18 protein-coding genes are annotated in these 16,518 nt (G+C 42.6%); 14 read left to right on the forward strand and 4 right to left on the reverse strand.

The window, feature by feature from the left end:
* Positions 1 to 9 precede the first annotated feature (9 nt).
* The 11 genes from C6348_RS14515 (at position 10) to liaR (ending at position 10,220) form a co-directional block, all read left to right on the forward strand.
* A complete protein-coding gene (locus C6348_RS14515; RefSeq protein WP_034660694.1) occupies positions 10 to 1,398 on the forward strand; it encodes a glycoside hydrolase family 28 protein in 1,389 nt (462 codons plus the stop codon).
* Positions 1,399 to 1,574: 176 nt separating this feature from the next.
* Positions 1,575 to 2,525 (forward strand): ABC transporter substrate-binding protein, encoded by a 951-nt coding sequence (locus C6348_RS14520; RefSeq protein ID WP_034659948.1) that lies wholly within the window; start codon positions 1,575 to 1,577, stop codon positions 2,523 to 2,525.
* Positions 2,491 to 3,549: a FecCD family ABC transporter permease gene (locus tag C6348_RS14525; protein WP_106043590.1), complete on the forward strand. Its 1,059-nt coding sequence runs from the start codon at positions 2,491 to 2,493 to the stop codon at positions 3,547 to 3,549. The genes C6348_RS14520 and C6348_RS14525 overlap by 35 nt, the downstream gene beginning before the upstream one ends.
* Positions 3,546 to 4,832 carry a heme ABC transporter ATP-binding protein gene (locus C6348_RS14530; protein ID WP_106043591.1) on the forward strand — a complete coding sequence of 429 codons (1,287 nt, stop codon included), beginning with the start codon at positions 3,546 to 3,548 and terminating at the stop codon, positions 4,830 to 4,832. Before C6348_RS14525 ends, C6348_RS14530 begins: the two co-directional genes overlap by 4 nt.
* Positions 4,833 to 4,944: 112 nt before the next feature.
* Complete coding sequence (locus C6348_RS14535; protein ID WP_106043592.1) at positions 4,945 to 5,514, forward strand: cob(I)yrinic acid a,c-diamide adenosyltransferase; 570 nt, start codon at positions 4,945 to 4,947, stop codon at positions 5,512 to 5,514.
* Positions 5,515 to 5,680: 166 nt separating this feature from the next.
* The gene (locus tag C6348_RS14540) at positions 5,681 to 6,073 is read left to right on the forward strand and encodes a hypothetical protein (RefSeq protein WP_106043593.1); all 393 of its coding nucleotides are present in this window, start codon (positions 5,681 to 5,683) and stop codon (positions 6,071 to 6,073) included.
* A gap of 15 nt (positions 6,074 to 6,088) precedes the next feature.
* Entirely contained in the window at positions 6,089 to 6,751 is a 663-nt protein-coding gene (liaH, locus tag C6348_RS14545; RefSeq protein WP_106043594.1) for a stress responsive protein LiaH, read from the forward strand.
* Between the two features lie 111 nt (positions 6,752 to 6,862).
* Positions 6,863 to 7,732, forward strand: coding sequence for a LiaG family protein (gene liaG / locus C6348_RS14550; protein ID WP_106043595.1), 870 nt, complete (start codon positions 6,863 to 6,865; stop codon positions 7,730 to 7,732).
* A 3-nt stretch (positions 7,733 to 7,735) separates the two neighbouring features.
* A complete protein-coding gene (liaF, locus tag C6348_RS14555; protein ID WP_189293921.1) occupies positions 7,736 to 8,527 on the forward strand; it encodes a cell wall-active antibiotics response protein LiaF in 792 nt (263 codons plus the stop codon).
* Positions 8,524 to 9,588: a two-component system sensor histidine kinase LiaS gene (gene liaS / locus C6348_RS14560; RefSeq protein ID WP_106043596.1), complete on the forward strand. Its 1,065-nt coding sequence runs from the start codon at positions 8,524 to 8,526 to the stop codon at positions 9,586 to 9,588. The genes liaF and liaS overlap by 4 nt, the downstream gene beginning before the upstream one ends.
* Complete coding sequence (gene liaR / locus C6348_RS14565; RefSeq protein ID WP_034659937.1) at positions 9,585 to 10,220, forward strand: two-component system response regulator LiaR; 636 nt, start codon at positions 9,585 to 9,587, stop codon at positions 10,218 to 10,220. Before liaS ends, liaR begins: the two co-directional genes overlap by 4 nt.
* A gap of 47 nt (positions 10,221 to 10,267) precedes the next feature.
* Here liaR and C6348_RS14570 read toward each other — a convergent pair whose 3' ends face one another.
* Genes C6348_RS14570 through C6348_RS14585 form a run of 4 tightly spaced genes read right to left on the reverse strand, consistent with a single transcriptional unit; the run spans position 10,268 to position 14,297 of the window.
* Positions 10,268 to 10,636 carry a hypothetical protein gene (locus C6348_RS14570; RefSeq protein ID WP_106043597.1) on the reverse strand — a complete coding sequence of 123 codons (369 nt, stop codon included), beginning with the start codon at positions 10,634 to 10,636 and terminating at the stop codon, positions 10,268 to 10,270.
* A gap of 40 nt (positions 10,637 to 10,676) precedes the next feature.
* Positions 10,677 to 11,795, reverse strand: coding sequence for a Ger(x)C family spore germination protein (locus C6348_RS14575; protein ID WP_106043598.1), 1,119 nt, complete (start codon positions 11,793 to 11,795; stop codon positions 10,677 to 10,679).
* Positions 11,792 to 12,886 (reverse strand): GerAB/ArcD/ProY family transporter, encoded by a 1,095-nt coding sequence (locus C6348_RS14580; RefSeq protein ID WP_034659933.1) that lies wholly within the window; start codon positions 12,884 to 12,886, stop codon positions 11,792 to 11,794. The genes C6348_RS14575 and C6348_RS14580 overlap by 4 nt, the downstream gene beginning before the upstream one ends.
* On the reverse strand, positions 12,873 to 14,297 hold the full coding sequence (locus C6348_RS14585; protein WP_060597274.1) for a spore germination protein: 1,425 nt from the start codon (positions 14,295 to 14,297) through the stop codon (positions 12,873 to 12,875). The genes C6348_RS14580 and C6348_RS14585 overlap by 14 nt, the downstream gene beginning before the upstream one ends.
* A 113-nt stretch (positions 14,298 to 14,410) precedes the next feature.
* Between C6348_RS14585 and C6348_RS14590 the strand changes: the two genes are divergently transcribed.
* The 3 genes from C6348_RS14590 to C6348_RS14600 all read left to right on the forward strand — a co-directional run bounded on the left by C6348_RS14590 (position 14,411) and on the right by C6348_RS14600 (position 16,509).
* Positions 14,411 to 14,578, forward strand: a complete 168-nt coding sequence (locus C6348_RS14590) for a YvzF family protein (protein WP_003213147.1) — start codon at positions 14,411 to 14,413, stop codon at positions 14,576 to 14,578.
* Between the two features lie 89 nt (positions 14,579 to 14,667).
* Positions 14,668 to 16,062: a class II fumarate hydratase gene (gene fumC / locus C6348_RS14595; RefSeq protein ID WP_034659931.1), complete on the forward strand. Its 1,395-nt coding sequence runs from the start codon at positions 14,668 to 14,670 to the stop codon at positions 16,060 to 16,062.
* Between the two features lie 141 nt (positions 16,063 to 16,203).
* Positions 16,204 to 16,509: a hypothetical protein gene (locus C6348_RS14600; RefSeq protein WP_223251427.1), complete on the forward strand. Its 306-nt coding sequence runs from the start codon at positions 16,204 to 16,206 to the stop codon at positions 16,507 to 16,509.
* Positions 16,510 to 16,518: the final 9 nt, after the last annotated feature.

Raw genomic sequence — 16,518 nt, forward strand, 5'->3', positions numbered from 1 at the left:
GATGAGAACGTGTTTAAAATGCGGGATTTGATGTATATCACAGCAGGAACGGTACTCACAGGAATCGGACTCACGCGTTTAGCAAGGCAAGAGAAGAAAGACAAAAAAGCAAACGGAATCGATCAAGTGTTAAAGCAGATAAAAGCGCCGCTGTTCCCTGATCGTGAATTTAATGTGGTTCATTATGGTGCAGATGGGAAAGGGATAGAGCTTTCAACAGATGCTATCCAGTCTGCGATTGATGATGCGCACCGTTTGAAAGGGGGACGTGTGCTGATTCCAGAAGGGACGTTTGTGACAGGTGCTCTAGAATTGAAGAGTCATGTAGAGCTGCATTTGCATGAGAAAGCCTATGTGGCATTCAGCCAAGATCCAAAGGATTATCTGCCGATTGTACTGACAAGATATGAAGGGATTGAGCTTTATAATTATTCACCTCTCATTTATGCACACCATGCAGAAAATATCGCCATCACAGGAGCTGGAACGCTTGATGGCAGAGGGGATGAACATCATTGGTGGCCTTGGAAGTATGGCACGAATGGCCAGCCGTCTCAGGACCGGGATCGGCAGCTGCTATTTGAAATGGCTGAAAAGAGGATACCAGTAGAAGAAAGAGTGTTTGGAGAAGGCCATTATTTAAGGTCAAGCTTTATCCAGCCCTATCAATGCCAGCAAGTTCTCATTGAAGGAGTGACAGTGAAGGATTCACCGATGTGGCAAATTCATCCTGTGCTAAGTGAAAATGTCATCGTCCGTGGAGTCCATATCATCGGGCATGGACCAAATACAGATGGTGTTAATCCGGAGTCTTGCCGGAATGTGCTCATTGAAGATTGTTATTTTGATAATGGAGACGATTGTATTGCCATCAAATCTGGCAGAAACGAGGACGGGCGGAGAATAGGGGTTTCATCTGAAAACATTGTCATTCGTAGAAATGAGATGCGTGATGGACACGGCGGCGTGACGATCGGGAGTGAAATCTCTGGCGGGGTCAGGTATGTATATGCAGAGAATAATGTAATGGATAGTCCGAACCTTGACCGGGCACTGCGTATTAAAACCAACTCTGTCAGAGGCGGTACCATTGAACATATTTACTTTAAAAACAACACAGTCAAAAGCTTAAAGCATGAAGTGGTCTGTATCGACATGATGTATGAGGAAGGGGATGCGGGTCCACATCGTCCTGTTGTGCGTCATATTGAAGTAGAAGGACTGAAAAGCAGCGGCGGACGATATGGTGTGAAAATAGCCGCCTACTCACATTCCCCCGTTACACACTTCAACATGAAAAATTGTGTCATAGATCATGTGACGTATCCACTTTCTTTGGAGCATGCAGTATCTCCTTCTTTTCAGAAAGTCGTCATCAATGGGGAACAAATCAATTGATAGATGAGTGAAAAACAGTCTTTTCGGAGGCTGTTTTTCTTTTAGTAAGAACGAAAAAGACGCTTTTAGAAATCACATATACAACCTATCTGCACTGTAGTATAATATTCCCGAAATTAGAAAAGAATTGACGGAAGAGATGACGTCAAGCAGTACATAAACCAGGGGGTTCATTCATGAAAAAGTTAACGGCCATTTGGCTATCGCTATTGCTTGTGATGGGTGTTTTAGCAGGATGTGCAGGTGCTGAGACAGATCATAAAGCAAAGAGTTCACAAAATAACGAAACAGCGGCTGCGGCATTTCCTGTCTCGATTAAAGATGCAGCTGGTAAAACAGTCGAAATCAAAGAGCAGCCTAAGCGTATTGTTTCATTAATTCCAAGTAATACAGAGGTTGCCTATGCGCTTGGTCTTGGCGATAAAATGGTTGGACGATCAGATTTTGACAATTATCCAAAGGAAGTTGAAAAGGTAGAGAAGATTGGCGGACTTGAATTCAATGTCGAGAAGGTCATTTCCTTAAAGCCTGATCTAGTATTAGCTCATGCATCGCAGATGGGATCAAAAGATGGATTTAAACAGCTTGAAGATGCAGGAATTCAAGTACTGACTGTAAATGATGCCACCTCCTTTAAGGATGTGTACAAATCGATCAATATGATCGGTGAAGCAACAGGTGTAAAAGAAGCATCAACAAAGCTTGTAGATGAGATGAAAACAAAATTGAATGACATCAAGAAACAAGCAGAGGCGATCTCCAAAGACGAACAAAAAACAGTCTTTGTCGAAGTATCAGGTGCGCCTGAAATCTATACAACAGGTACAAATACATTTATGGACGAAATGCTTTCTGTTATCCATGCGAAAAATGCTGCTGGCGATCAAACTGGCTGGGTGCAAATGACAGAAGAAGCGATTATCAAACGAAATCCTGATGTGATCGTCACAATTGATGGTTCCAGCTTAGCTGATCTGAAAAAGAGAGACGGCTGGAATGCGATCAAAGCAGTGAAGGAAAAACAAGTCTTTCAATTGAATACGGATCTCGCATCAAGACCGGGACCGCGATTGGTTGAAGGAGTCGAGGCTCTTGCGAAAAGCATCTATCCTGACACGTTCAAATAAATTCATCATCGCATACACACTAAGTGTTTTACTTCTTGTGGTGAGCATTGGAATGGGAATCTCCTTTGGAAGCTTAGGGATTCCCATTCCTTCTATTCTCCGTATATTTGTTCATGAACTATTCGGGGTGCAGATTGGCACAATAGATTCAATTGATCGCAATATTATGATGAATATCCGGCTGCCGAGAGTGATATTAGCGGCACTAGTCGGAGCAGCGCTGGCGTTATCAGGTGCAGCCTTTCAAGGTTTATTAAAAAATCCCCTTGCTGACCCATATACGCTGGGTGTATCTCAAGGGGCATCAGTTGGAGCCGTCGCCACAATATTTTTCAGCTTGCAGCTCCCTTTACTCGGCAGTTTCACACTGCCTTTTTTGAGTATGACAACAGCGCTTGTGACCCTATGTCTCGTCCTCTTTTTTGCGCGTCTTGTTCATCGGGGGATGAGCATCTCTTCTTTAATTTTAACAGGGGTGATTTTCAGCTCTTTTTTGGGTGCGCTTATATCATTGATGATTGCTTTAACAGGTGATGATCTAAAAGAGATTATTCATTGGCTTCTCGGCAGTGTGTCCATGAGGGGCTGGCGCTATATTGCGCTTTTCCTTCCTTTCTTTCTTGTCGGGACCTTTGCATTAATGCTGATGGGACGAGATTTGAATGTCATGACGTATGGCGAGGAGAAGGCAAAGCTATTAGGTGTTCATGTGAGAAGGAGCAAATATATAGTGCTGCTTGCTGGATCAATTCTTACAGGTAGTGCGGTAGCGGTGTCAGGGACGATCGGATTTGTGGGACTTGTGATTCCGCATTTTATTCGCCTCTTAGCCATCACAGACCACCGGCACCTCCTGCCTTTGTCTATGCTGAACGGCGCTTCCTTTCTCGTTTTAGCAGATGTGTTATCCCGTACGATCATTGAACCGACTGAATTACCGATTGGCATCATTACTGCGTTAATTGGTGCCCCTGTATTCGGCATCATCCTCATCCGTAAATATAGAGGAGGGACGCATCTATGATTCAAGTGAAGGAAATCAGAGGTGGATATGGAGAGAAAGAGGTCATACGTGGCATCAGCCTTGAGGTAAAGCAAGGAGAATTTCTCGGTATACTTGGTCCAAATGGGAGCGGTAAGTCGACCTTGCTTAAAATGATTTCTGGGATGCTGGCACCTGAGAGTGGCGAGGTACGCCTGAGCGGTCAACTGGTTCAATCCTACCGTCCAAAGGCGCTTGCGCAAAAAATGGCTGTTCTACCGCAGAAAACGGACCAAGCCTTCTCATTTACAGTGGAAGAAACGGTTCAATTCGGTCGTTACCCATATCAAAAAGGATGGCTGCAATCTGTTACGCGAGAAGATATGCAGGTCGTAAACAAAGTAATGGAACAAACGGATGTTGCACAATTTAAGGATCAATCCATTCATGAGTTGAGCGGGGGAGAACAGCAGCGTGTGTATTTGGCACAGGCATTAGCCCAGCAGCCTGAATATTTATTGCTGGATGAACCAACCAGTTTTCTTGATTTGGCCTATCAAAAAGACTTGCTTGATTTAATTAAAGAAGAGACCACTTCCTCTAGGCTGACGGTGATCGGCGTGTTTCATGATGTGAACATCGCTAGTTTATATTGTGACCGGCTGCTGCTGCTTGATGAAGGGAAGACTGAAATGATAGGACTGCCGCATCATGTCTTGACGCCTGAGCGAATCAACCGTGTGTATGAAACAGATGTAACTCCGCTCCAGCATCCACTAAGGGCAAACCCTCAGCTGATCATTGAGCCTGCGGGGGCTTCTATAGCATCAAATGCAAAGTTAGCGGATGGCTGGAAAACGTATGGCTCAGAAGGAATGACGTTTTCCCTCAAACAGCCGCTCCGCGTCCTTTCCTCACATCAGAAAAGGGGCGGCTTCTTTTGGAAAAGATCTCTCGGAACAGGAACTGAGATACTTCGTGACGAGCTGGATGATCGTGAAGGAATATTGTTTTACGACCAACCGAGTGGACCAAACCAATTTGCTGCTGAAGACACAGAAAACGACATGGTGCTTTACGGCATGCGTCATCAAGAAGAGCTGACCATTTGGCTTGTACTGAAAGAATCTTTATCAGACGGATCGTCTGTTCAGCTCATGGGGCAGCTTGTCCACATGATTCAACAGGAGACGAGCATGTCCATTCATCATCTTTGTATCGCTGCTGCGGGTATGCAGGAAACGGAAGATGATGAGCATTTACACGAAAGATTAAGGCAGAAAGTGCACCGTCTTCTTTATACACTGAATGCCATTCAAAAGTGAACCAAGGGGTTCGCTTTTTTTGTTTATATCACAGTGCTTTAGTTAAACAAATACATCCTTTCCACTTCAGGTTATACTAAAAGGACAAAGCAATAGACAAGGAGGGACACCGATGAAACTTTATACAAAAACAGGGGATCAAGGCCAAACAGGCTTGATCGGCGGGAGAGCCGATAAAGATGATGTAAGAGTCGAGGCGTACGGCACGTTAGATGAGGCGAATAGCTTCATTGGACTCGCACATGCAAATTTACGTCAGCATGGAGAATTGTTTCAAGACATTTTGCCAGAGCTGATTGTGATACAGCACGAGCTCTTTGACTGCGGCGGTGATTTGGCAGCAGTCAAACCACGGAAAGAAGGCAAATTAACTGATGCTTCTGTAGCAGTCCTTGAACAAAGAATGGATGTCTATGTAGAAGAAGCCACGCCTCTCACAAAGTTTATTTTGCCGGGCGGCCAGGAAGGCGCTGCTCTCTTACATGTGGCGCGGACAGTCGTCAGAAGAGCAGAGAGGCATATTGTGACGCTTGCGAAGCAGGAGGAGATTCCAGCGGTTACACTCACCTATGTGAACCGTCTATCCGACTATTTATTTGCAGCCGCACGAGTCGTGAATCATCGGCTCGGTGAAGCTGATGTTGAATATGAACGAAGCGCAGACGTGTTTCGGTCTAAATAAGGAAAAGCACTCTTCGAATGAGAAGAGTGCTTTTTTATTGGGTTCTATCGCTTAGTCTGAGTGAAGTTACGACTCTGGTCGCAATGAAAGATCAATCTGTGACACGTTTTGCCAGCTTTCTTTTTTGACTATAGTAAAAGCAAGGAGCAAGAAAGGAGGCATGAAGATGAAAATAACAAGTAAAACCATCATCGGTTCGATTTTAATGTTTGTCGGTCTATCCATCTTCTTCGGTGGTTCACTAGGAGGGCTGATCCCGATTCTGATTGGGGCGTGGCTCATCTATGTAGGTGTAAAGAAATATGAGAAAGGCAGTAAAACGTTCGGTGTCATTCTAGCGGTCATTGGTGTACTGCTCGTTGTGCAATCTTTGCCATTTATCCTTGGAATCGCATTGGCTGGGGGGCTTCTCTACTTCGGCTGGACGATGATCAATGGTGAACAGGCAAAAGAATCATCAACCAGATCATATATGGAGCCAAACACGGCACCGAAAATGGAAGAACCTATTCACACGTCATTTGATCAAGAATGGGAAGACTTTTTAAAGAAAAAATAAGAGGAGGAATATCAAATGGTATTCAGAAGAGTAAGAGATATGTTTGTTGCAACGGTCAATGAAGGCTTAGATAAATTGGAGAATCCGCGTGTCATGCTGAATCAGTACGTTCGTGATATGGAGGACGATATTGCCAAAGCGAAACATGCGATCATCAAACAGCAAACGATTCAACAAGGCTTCCTGCACAAAGCAGAAGAGACAGAAGCATTTGCTGATAAAAGAAAGAAGCAGGCTGAGCTGGCATTTCATGCAGGAGAAGAGGAACTTGCACGAAAAGCGCTCACAGAAATGAAGTATTTTGAAGAAAAGCATCAGGAATATCAGGAAGCTTATCAGCAATCTGTGAAACAATTGAAAGAGCTGAAAGAGCAATTGCAGCAGTTAGAAACGAAGCTGCGTGATATTAAAGATAAGAAGCAGGCACTGATTGCAAGAGCAAATGCTGCACAGGCAAAGCAGCATATGAACGAATCCATGAACAAAGTAGACAGTGAAAGTGCATATAAGGAATTTCTTCGAATGGAGAACCGTATCGAAGAAATGGAGACAAAAGCGGGCAGCTATGCACAATTTGCCGATCAAGGAGCATATGCTCATCTAGACTATGCGGATGAGGTTGAAAAAGAATGGCAGAAGCTCAAGCTGGAGAAGAAGCCTGAGCAGCAAGCAAACTAAGGAATCGATGTCAGATCGGAAGAAAAGCAGGATTTTTCTTCCGATATTTGATTTCTTTCTGTTTCGCTTTTCCTTATAATGAAAAGGTCAGAAGATAAAAGGATGGTACGAATGAAGCGGTTAATCGGTCTAATTTGTATACTTGTAGGTGTCTTTTTAATGATTGGGATGCTTTTCAAAAATGAAGATCTCTTTCATTTGAGTTTCTCCCGTGAAAAAGCAGTCACAACAGCTTCAGCGAAAAAAGATGAAATTGATCAATTAGATATCTCTCTTTCTGGGTTTCGCGTGAAGGTAAAGCCTGAAAATCGTTCCGATATTTCCGTGATTGTCGTTAATGGGAAAGGGAAAATGTATGCGGAGCAAACAGGCAGTACATTCAACGTCCGTGCTGAAAATAAAGGATTCTTATTTTTCTCCTCATTTGAAAAAGGAGAGCTCTTAGTCAAAATTCCAACAGATTATCATAAAAATGTGAAGATTACGGGTGGAAGCGGGGTCAGCGAGATGGATGGCGAAGGGAAGCTGTCTCTTCAAGATGTGACGCTCAAATCAACAAGCGGAAACCTCAAAGCTGAGAATTTCTCAGCAAAAAATGTAGAAATCAAAGCGACATCGGGCAGACTCTCCGTGTCTCACATCGATGCGAAAAATAGTGATATTGGGGCAACCTCTGGACGTGCCGATATTAAAGATGTCAAAGGGGAGCTGCAACTAGGCATGACAAGCGGTAGATTAACGGCAAGCTTTGATACCATTGCGTCACCTGTCTCCTTTCATATGACATCAGGCAGTGCAAAACTTAACCTGCCGGATGAAGGAGACTTTAACGTCCAAGTGAAAAAAACAAGTGGAAGTGTCGATCACTCCTATCACTTTGATCAAGCGGATAGTGAAGGACGAGGCTTTACAGGCACGCGGGGAAAAGGAACACACTTAGTCGATATTGAAATGACAAGTGGAAACTTAAAGCTGCGGTAATGAATGGAAGAAAGGAAGGAGGCGAGTCAACTGCGTTTTTCAAGGAATCAAATTTTAGGCATCATTGTCGTGATTTTTGGTATTAATCTATTTCTCAAAATTATTGGGATCGGAGCCGATTTGTTTTGGCCTGTGTTTTTTGCGCTGGCTGGCTATTGGCTGCACTCAAGATCCAAACGTTGGCTCGGTTCAGTTTCCTATATTTTTGCCGGCTTTCTCTTTTTAAAATTTCTGCTCAATATTACATTTAGTCTCACAGGATATTTATTTGCGGCCTTTTTGATATATGCCGGCTATCGTTTATTGAAAAACAAACCCGTTTTTGATGTCGATAAAAAGGAAGCATCGGACGATAGAAAGCCTTCACTGAAAGTCAATCTTGAAAAAGAGGGCGACCAAAAGAAAACAAAGAGCCAGACAAAGCCGCGCAAAGAGCATGACTTTTTTATCGGTGAAGTCAGGCTGATGAAAAAGCCGTTTCAATTAAGTGATTTGACGATTTCAGGGTTTATCGGGGATGTCAAAATCGACTTATCAAAGGCCATTATCGCAGAAGAAGAGAGCACGATCGTGATTAGCGGGCTCATCGGAGATGTGGATATTTACGTACCGCAGGATATTGAAGTATGTGTGAGTGCTTCAGCTGCAATTGGTGATATGAAAATTATCGATGAAAAAAGAAGCGGATTCGGCAGTAAAGTGTATGTGATGACCAACAATTACGATGAGAGCAAACGAAAAGTGAAAATCTCCATCTCTTTACTGATCGGAGATGTGGATGTGAGATACTTATGAGGAAACTCCATCTAGGTATCCAGTGGCAATCTATTCGTCTTGGAGTAGGGATCTCGCTTGGTGTTGTCATCATGACGATGCTGCCTATGTTTTTTTATTATCAGCTTGATCCGATGATTCTCCTCTCTACCCGCTGGTTCGGCATCCCGTTTTTTTGTATTTTACTGATCATTAGTATTGCCATTGGGGTTTCTGCATCGCATGTATTTGGCTATCAGCATAAGAAGCGTCTTGATCAGCTTGTAGAGTCGATTTTAAAGTTTGAAAATGGGAACTTTGCATACAGACTGCCATCTCTTGGCGACGATGAAATTGGCTTAGCGGCAGATCAATTAAATGAAATGGCGAAACGAGTTGAAGGACAAGTAGCCTCTTTGCAAAAGCTCTCGAATGAGCGGGCTGAATGGCAGGTGCAAATGAAGAAATCGGTCGTCTCAGAAGAACGTCAGCGTTTAGCACGAGAACTGCATGATGCGGTCAGCCAGCAGTTGTTTGCGATTTCGATGATGACCTCTGCGATTCTTGAAGGCATGAAGGAAAGGGATGAAAAGATTTTTAAGCAAATGCGCCTAGTCGAACGAATGGCTGGCGATGCACAAAATGAAATGCGTGCGCTTTTGCTTCATCTAAGACCGATCACCCTTGAAGGAAAAGACTTGAAAAAAGGCTTGATTGAACTCCTAAATGAATTTCAAGCAAAGCAGCCGATTGATATTGATTGGGAAATAGAAGATGATGTTCCGCTGTCTAAAGGAGTAGAGGATCACCTCTTCCGAATTGTACAGGAAGCCCTATCAAATGTGTTCAGGCATGCAAAGGCGACAAAGGTGACGGTACGTCTGCTCATTCGAAATCGGCAGGTGCAGCTGAAGATTATCGACAATGGGATCGGTTTTCAAACAGATCATGTGAAGACAGCTTCCTACGGACTTGAATCGATTCGTGAAAGAACAAGTGAAGTAGGCGGTGTCGCAGAGATTATGTCATTTGAGGGAAAAGGAACACAAATCGATGTGAAGGTCCCCATTTTTGATGAAGGAAAAGGAGAGAACGTTCGATGATTCGAGTACTTTTAATCGACGATCACGAAATGGTGAGAATGGGGCTTGCTGCCTTTTTAGAGGCGCAGGCTGATATTGAAGTCATTGGTGAAGCGTCAGATGGACAAAAAGGTGTAGAGCTTGCGGTTGAATTAAAGCCAGATGTGATTTTAATGGATCTTGTCATGGAAGGAATGGATGGCATCGAAGCAACGAAAAGAATTTGTCAGGAAATTGAAGATGCTCGAATTATTGTTCTGACGAGCTTTATTGACGATGATAAAGTCTATCCAGTGATTGAGGCAGGTGCTTTAAGCTATTTATTAAAAACATCCAAGGCAGGAGAAATTGCGGATGCCATTCGGTCTGCAAGTATCGGCGAACCAAGACTTGAATCAAAAGTGGCTGGAAAGGTGATGAATAAACTCCGTCATTCCTCAAATGGATCGATCCTTCATGATGCATTAACAGCAAGAGAAATGGAAATCTTGAAGCTGATTGCGGATGGAAAATCGAATAAGGTCATTGCCGAGGAACTATTTATTACAATTAAAACAGTGAAGACACACATTACCAACATTCTTTCCAAACTCGATGTAGAAGATCGAACACAAGCGGCTGTGTATGCGCATCGTCATAAGCTGATTCAATAAAATAAAAAAACAGCTTTCAAATGAAAGCTGCTAGAACATGCGTAAAATTAGCCCTTCTGTCCTGTGATCGGACGTTCGGATAGTTGATGGAGCTCAGGAACTGGAAAAGCCTCCTGCTCCTCGGCCGATTTGTCTTCTAGGGCTTTCTTCATCTCGGATAATAGCTGTACGCTCTCCTTTGCCACTGCTGCTTTTTTCTCCTGCAAACCAATGATCTGTGAAAGTCCGACGAATAAACCGCCTCCAATAAGAAGGAGCGCAGGGGTTTGTCCATAATAAATCACGATCAAAAATGTGCTCGAAAAGCTGTCGGCTTCAATGAAGAAATCTTCTTTTGATTGCATGAATACAACGACTAACAGGAGTATTCCTAGAATCAAAAATAGAATGCCGGCCGAAAGTAAAGCTCGTTTCATGATTGACACCCTTTTTTTCTTACCATTTTAACATACTCTATCAGGATTGTGTTGCGCCCTTAGTCCCGAAGTCACGGATTTTCACATTTGCTTTGTAACGAATATCTGATTCACTAAAAATCTCATCCCAATGTTTTGCTTCTTTTCGAAAGTCCTTTGGGAAGGCAATACTCGCCTTTTGATAGAACCCGCAAATATCTGCTTTAATCTCATGCTGTAATTCTCCGATGAAATCCTTTACGCTTTTCTCTAATCGACGCTTGACAGCGCCTTCGATTTCTCTGAGATACTTTTCATTAAAAGCGTTTTCGCGTTCATTCCAATCCTCAGACAATCGCCCATCAAGCTCCACTGACACATCAAATTGATATTTTCCACTGGCTGATTTATGCGTTTTGATACGGTGCTTGATTTTGAAAATCTCAAAAGAGTAGAGGCTGTGATCATATTCAAATTGTATGACTCCGCCTTCTCCGTCCCCTGTTAACAAATTATATGACTCCACTGCTGACGGAGAGATATTGGTGAGAAATCGTCTATTCTTAATAATAGAGGCACCGTCGATCATTAATTTTCCTTGATCGACGCTGACTTTCGGAAGAGCAAAGGATACATTGTTTTGCATGGCAGAAGAAATATCTCCTAATGAGACAGTCTTGAACATGGAAATGGTCGTTTTTCTGTTTTCTGAAAGATCGTATAAGGTCGAAGAGGCTGGCTGTCCGTCGTCATTGATTTTCAGCATGTCCCCAGGTTTCTCAGAGGTCATAAAGACGAGGCTGCCTCTCCGCGTTTCATTGTCTCGAATGAATTGATTAATGACGAGGTCGAAATTATTCTCATTGATGAGCTCCTCAGAAAATAAATACACCCTTAGCTGCTGGGCGAAAATGCGGTGGCTTTTCAGCGCCGTTGTGCGGAAAATTTGATGCATAGAATCCCCGCTTGTTTCAATGATTTTCGTAGGGTCTTTGACGCTTGCTTCCTGATCAATCTTTTGAGGAACGAGGACTTGCATAGACACCTTTAATTTATGTCCTTGGTCCCCTTTATCTACTGCAAACCCAATCGCCATGTTGAGCTCCTCAATATTTGTACTATCCCAGCAACCACTTAATAGAACCAGCATCAAAAGAGCAAAAGCTGCCTTCTTTTTCATGCTGTTTTCCGCCTCCTTTTGAAAAAAACGATTATAAATAAGAGAAACGGGAGAATGCCGAACAGCAGGAAAAAGAGGTTGTTCACATAGGTTAAATAATCTCGCACTGTATCGACATCCTTTGGGAAAATCGCTGCAAAGTAAATGACAATTCCCATTAGAGCGACGACTACCTTTTTAGGAAACTTGGTCAGTCTGGATACCCCGATTGCGGCAAAAAATGTATATCCGACAAAGCTTGTATACAGCTGAACCAGCCAAACGATAAGCAAAAATGATTCAATTCGTTCAATAAAAATCCCCTGAATATCAAACGATTGGAATAAGGCAATGGTCGGCCAAGTCAAAGCCGCCGTTTCTTTGACCGTCAGCGCACCTATCACAAGAATATAAGTGAAAATATAAATAATCGCAGGAATCAAAAAGCCGACTGTTCCATAAGCAAAAGTGTGTTTTTGCGTGTTCATATAAGCAGGCATAAACAGCATCATTTCAATGCCAACAAACGATATTGCTGATGCATTAAAGGAATTGAAGACAGGGGAGAACCCCTCTCCTAAAACGGGCCGGAGGTTATCTAACTTAAATTCTTGCAAGCTAAGTCCGTAAGCGACAAATAAGATGATGAGCGTCACAATCAAAATAAAAGGAAAAAGCCTGGCTAAATCACCAATCCCGCCAATCACAAGATAAAAACCAACTATAATAAAGCTGATCATTGTCACCGCTACAGGCGTGTTTTGAAGCAGAAAGAATTTCACCATTTCCGACATCGCTCGTACTTCATAGCTGGCGACGCCAAGAAAATAAATAATAATCAAGAGGTTGGCAAGAGCGCCAATCCATTTTCCAAGCCCCTCGTTCGTATAATCATAATAAGAGGAGAAGGGGACTTTTTTCATCATGAGGACATTTGCAAAAATAAACACAATGTAAATGACACTCACGAGTAAGAGTGCAATCCAGCCGTCAGGTGTAGCCGCAGCCTGAGCCATTGATCTTGGTAGAATCATCATACTTGCGCCTAGTGTTGTATTGGCAATAATGGCACTTGCCTGATAGCTGGTAATCGACTCTTTATGATTGACCATGTCGTTCTCCTTTCTGTTGATTTTTTAAAGGCAATCGAATAATGGAATTGTCTTCGTTTTTATAGCTGAACACAAAATCTGGTGAGAAATAAGGCGTGCCAAAACTTTTTTGCCGCGTGAGATGAGTAAGGAGTACAAGCATAAACAGCACAATCCCATATAAACCAAAGGTAGCCGCAGTAAACATGGACACAAAGCGGAGCACACGAAAGGACATGCCCATCCCATATTGAGGAACAGTAAAGGATGCAAGTGCAATGACACTAACGATAATCACCATGATTGAGCTGACAATATGTGCCTGAACGGCAGCCTGTCCAATGACAACCCCGCCAACAAGTCCGATCGTTTGACCGAGCGGGTTTGGCAGCCTTAAGCCAGCTTCCCGCAGCAGCTCAATGGTTATCTCCATGATGAGTGCCTCGACAATGGGTGAAAACGGGACATTTTCCCTTGTGCTCGAGATTGTAATAGCCAAAGTGGTTGGCAAAAGACCTTGATGGAACGACACAAGCGCAATATAAATGGCTGATAAAAATAACGTCAGAAAGATCGAGGTAAACCGCAGCAAACGAATAAGAGAGGCGGCGATCCATCTTTCATAATAATCATCGGGTGATTGCATAATCGTCGCAAGGGATGCAGGTACAATTAACACAAAAGGTGAATGATCGACAAAGATGGCGACCCGGCCATTATTTAAAGCAGACGCCACTTTATCCGGCCGTTCTGTGTTTTGAATTTGCGGGAAAGGAGAATACACATTGTCTTCAATCAGCTCCTCAAGAACACCAGAGTCTTGTATATCATCAATGGTGACTTGCTTGAGCCGTTTTTTGACTTCCTTTAAAACAGGCACTTGAACGATACCGTCGATGTACATGATGGTCACCTGAGTGTATTTCTGTAGACCAATCTTCATATCGACGGTTTTAAGATCGGGGTTTTTCAAGCGCTGTCTTACAAGCGCTAAATTCGTATTTAAATCTTCAATAAAGCCAATTTTTGGTCCTCTTACGACTGTTTCAGAGGTAGCATCCCCTAAACTGCGTTTCTTCGTTCCATGCGTTTCTAAAATATACGCATGCTGAAATCCATTAATGAGCACCACGCAATGCCCTTCAAAAATCGCATCGACCAATTGTTCAGAGGTCTTCACCGAACGTGTGGTCATCATCGATAAATTGGATTCCAGCTTCTCTTTTGTGAGAGACGTATGATCTTGGAGAAGCAGCTTTAAAAAGGTTTGAATCTCCATCTTTTCGTTCATTTCTTTTATGTATAAATAGTAAACGACTTGCCCGTGAGGCAGCGTTTTTTTCTCATGAACCAAATCGTCCATTTCCTTTAATTGCGGGAGAATGACGGAGAGATTATCGTATAAGTGCTCTTTCAATGGAGTCTGATTCAAAAGGATCACCCGCCTCAATAACTTTTTCTTAGCATTACCTGCTTGAAAAAACAATATTCTGTGTTACATTATTTTGTGGTAAAAGAAAGAATGAGGGTTTTGGAGGAAACAAGATGGCGCAAATTCGTTTAGCAGGAACAAAAGAGGAGATTGACCGTATTCTACAGTCGTTTGACAAGCATTATGAAGTGACATATACATCAAAGGATTACGGAAAAACGAACCCAAAATACAAATATTCGAAAGATGTCCGCGTTTATATTGAACTAAAATTAAAATAAAGATAAAATTTTAATTGAAAACGCTTAAAGGATTTTGGTTTTTTGTATAGAATAGAGTTGAGTGATGAGAAGCTATGGAGGGATACATAATGACGGAATTTAGAATCGAAAAAGATACAATGGGCGAAATCAAGGTGCCAAAGGACAAGTTCTGGGGTGCACAAACACAACGAAGCAAAGAAAATTTCAAAATCGGTTCTGAGAAAATGCCAAAGGAAGTTGTGAATGCGTTTGCAATTTTGAAACGTAGCACAGCGATTGCCAACGAACGTCTTGGCAACCTTGAAAGCGAAAAAGCAGAAGCAATTGCTGCTGTATGTGATGACATCATCAGTGGAAAGTATGACGAGCATTTCCCGCTTGTTGTATGGCAGACAGGCAGTGGAACGCAAAGTAACATGAATATGAACGAAGTTGTTGCAAATAGAGCAACTGCTTACTTGAAAGATAAAAATAGTGAGTTCAGCATTCATCCGAATGATGACGTCAACCGCAGCCAAAGCTCAAACGACACATTCCCAACTGCTATGCACGTGGCAGCTGTTTTAGCTGTGTACAAAAAATTATTGCCGGCGATTGATCAATTAAGAGCCACTCTTGATGAGAAAGCAAAAGCGTATCAAGAGATTGTTAAAATCGGCCGTACGCACTTACAAGACGCAACACCACTGACAGTAGGTCAAGAGATTAGCGGCTGGGTGTACATGCTGGATCGTTCAAAAGAAATGATCCTAGAATCAACTGAAAAAATGAGAGAGCTTGCGATTGGCGGAACAGCTGTTGGTACAGGGATTAACGCACATCCTGAGTTCGGACAATATGTCGCTGAGGAAATCAGCCAACTGACAGGTCAAACATTCAATTCTTCACCAAACAAATTCCATGCGCTGACAAGCCATGATGAAATTACGTATGCACACGGTGCCCTAAAAGCACTTGCAGCTGATTTAATGAAAATTGCCAATGATGTGAGATGGCTGGCAAGCGGTCCGCGCTGCGGAATTGGTGAATTGATCATTCCTGAAAATGAACCAGGAAGCTCCATTATGCCAGGTAAAGTCAACCCAACTCAAAGTGAAGCTTTAACAATGATTGCAGCACAAATCATGGGGAATGATGCAACAATCGGTTTTGCCGCCAGCCAAGGAAACTTTGAGCTGAACGTATTTAAGCCGGTCATCATTTATAACTTCTTACAATCAGTTGAATTACTTGCTGACGGCATGAACTCATTCCATGACAAGTGTGCAGTTGGAATCGAACCAAACCTAGAAACAATCGAGAAAAACTTGAACAATTCATTGATGCTTGTGACGGCACTCAACCCGCACATCGGATATGAAAATGCAGCGAAAATTGCAAAGCTTGCTCACAAAGAAGGTTTAACATTAAAAGAAGCAGCACTTCAATTAGAGCTCTTAACAGAAGAGCAGTTTGAAGAGTTTGTGAAACCAGAAGAAATGGTGACACCGAAAGCAAAATAAGAAACCAGGGGCAGCAGCCCCTGGTTTTTATATGGGAGAATAATTGTGAGAACGTTAAAGACAAGGTTTATTAGATGGTTGCGGACACGTGATGTAGAATTTTTTCAAGTAATGTCGCAGGGGACGGAGGAGTCAGCCTTTTTGTTATATATTGATCAAAGACGACCTGAAGGTGGGAATCATATTGATATATTGTTGATTTCTCATTTTGAGCTATCAGAAGAGTCGTATGAAGATGTTTTAAGTTTCAATGACGATATGCTTGGCTTTAAACCAACCTGTTCGTATTGTATGGTCACACTGTCGGTAGAGGAAGAATTTGAATTTGATTTTCCTTGTGACATGCTTGCTGTTCAAAGATATGTAGATGACTTGCTAAAAAGAGTCCAAGCTAACAAACTTCCTGAACTGACATATAAAGATTTTGATTTTTTATCACAACAATAAACCCAGGGA

Origin of the sequence: Bacillus sp. YBWC18 (assembly GCF_002998775.1) — a bacterium.
Lineage (GTDB): Bacteria > Bacillota > Bacilli > Bacillales > Bacillaceae > Bacillus.

Bases quoted from the DNA above. Each gene is read 5' to 3' on its own strand.
- C6348_RS14520 (WP_034659948.1), top strand. From the start codon at position 1,575: ATGAAAAAGTTAACGGCCATTTGGCTATCGCTATTGCTTGTGATGGGT.
- C6348_RS14530 (WP_106043591.1), top strand. From the start codon at position 3,546: ATGATTCAAGTGAAGGAAATCAGAGGTGGATATGGAGAGAAAGAGGTC.
- C6348_RS14535 (WP_106043592.1), top strand. From the start codon at position 4,945: ATGAAACTTTATACAAAAACAGGGGATCAAGGCCAAACAGGCTTGATC.
- C6348_RS14540 (WP_106043593.1), top strand. From the start codon at position 5,681: ATGAAAATAACAAGTAAAACCATCATCGGTTCGATTTTAATGTTTGTC.
- liaH (WP_106043594.1), top strand. From the start codon at position 6,089: ATGGTATTCAGAAGAGTAAGAGATATGTTTGTTGCAACGGTCAATGAA.
- liaG (WP_106043595.1), top strand. From the start codon at position 6,863: ATGAAGCGGTTAATCGGTCTAATTTGTATACTTGTAGGTGTCTTTTTA.
- liaF (WP_189293921.1), top strand. From the start codon at position 7,736: ATGGAAGAAAGGAAGGAGGCGAGTCAACTGCGTTTTTCAAGGAATCAA.
- liaS (WP_106043596.1), top strand. From the start codon at position 8,524: ATGAGGAAACTCCATCTAGGTATCCAGTGGCAATCTATTCGTCTTGGA.
- liaR (WP_034659937.1), top strand. From the start codon at position 9,585: ATGATTCGAGTACTTTTAATCGACGATCACGAAATGGTGAGAATGGGG.
- C6348_RS14570 (WP_106043597.1), bottom strand. From the start codon at position 10,636: ATGAAACGAGCTTTACTTTCGGCCGGCATTCTATTTTTGATTCTAGGA.
- C6348_RS14575 (WP_106043598.1), bottom strand. From the start codon at position 11,795: ATGAAAAAGAAGGCAGCTTTTGCTCTTTTGATGCTGGTTCTATTAAGT.
- C6348_RS14580 (WP_034659933.1), bottom strand. From the start codon at position 12,886: ATGGTCAATCATAAAGAGTCGATTACCAGCTATCAGGCAAGTGCCATT.
- C6348_RS14590 (WP_003213147.1), top strand. From the start codon at position 14,411: ATGGCGCAAATTCGTTTAGCAGGAACAAAAGAGGAGATTGACCGTATT.
- fumC (WP_034659931.1), top strand. From the start codon at position 14,668: ATGACGGAATTTAGAATCGAAAAAGATACAATGGGCGAAATCAAGGTG.